This window comes from Rhodococcus sp. YH1 (genome assembly GCF_009939605.1).
Taxonomy (GTDB): Bacteria; Actinomycetota; Actinomycetes; order Mycobacteriales; family Mycobacteriaceae; genus Rhodococcus; species Rhodococcus aetherivorans.
On the sequence record NZ_WVTE01000195.1, the window covers coordinates 1 to 1031 of the forward strand.

1 pseudogene is annotated in these 1031 nt (G+C 68.1%); it reads right to left on the bottom strand.

From position 1 onward, the window contains the following. Window positions 1-265 (bottom strand): annotated as a pseudogene (locus AIIKEEIJ_RS14455) (LLM class flavin-dependent oxidoreductase); the annotation flags it as partial. Window positions 266-1031: the final 766 nt, after the last annotated feature.

The following is a 1031-nucleotide window of genomic DNA, read 5'->3' on the forward strand; positions in this document are numbered from 1 at the left end:
CCACGAGTGTGGGATCGATGGTGGCCGAGGCCTGGGTACCATGGCTCAGCGGCACGCGGATGTCGTTGCTGTACCGCACGGGTGTGGCGAGCAGATCCGCGAAGAAGAGGAAGTCGAACTTCCCGCGTTCGAGTGTCTGTGCCACTCGCCGGTAGTAGTCCGGGCCGAGATAGTCGGTCTCCGATGCCGGATGCCGCCACGCGGCGTGCGAGTGAGTGACGTGCGACGCGATGAGGAAGCCGGCGAGGTGTAGTTCACGTGCCACGAGAGAATCCTTGGTTCGTCGGGAGTGTCGGTCGGAGGACAGGTTCGAAACGGTCGCCGTTTCCATCCGATCGCATCGTGCTCGTTCACCATCGGGCACGGGGCGCGGCGGTGTCACCGGTTCCGCTCGTCTCGAGGCAAACTCCGCGCCGCGCCTGCCCGGCTCATGCGCAGCGCCGGACGGACGCGAGGGACGGGTACGGGTGCGACCGGGGCCGGTGTTCGGCGCTCGCTGATCCGAACTGTTCGATTCGGCGTGGCCCGCCCGGACAATGCCTCCATGCCGCTCGATCATGCCCCGTCGAACGTCCGCGGGGTCGTCCCGTCCGGCGACTCCGCCACGGCGGTCGCTGCGGAGTTCACCTCCCGGTTCGTATCGTGCCCACCCTTCACGGAAACTGAACGATCCCGTTAGCGCCGTTACGTTGTGCACCGTCGGCGTCGTCGGCAGACTGACCGGGATGGCGGGCATCCACGATCGGTCGGCGGCGTGATGCCTCCGCCGGCATCACCAGTCCCGACCTCGTCGCCACGCAACCCGGAAGGAGGACCTGTGAACGGTCGCCGCCACGCGCGCAGCCTCGACCGCCGCCTTCACGTGGTCCTGCGGAGTCCGGATCCACGCGTCGCCGAGTGTGCGTGTCTCACCACCTGTGCGTGTCCCCGGCACCGGTGTTGTCGCTGACCGCCTGCATCCGACCCCCGTTTCTCCCGACCTTGCCGTGCCGTACACCGGCCGCGTTCGGAGGTCCTCCCCGACCCGGATG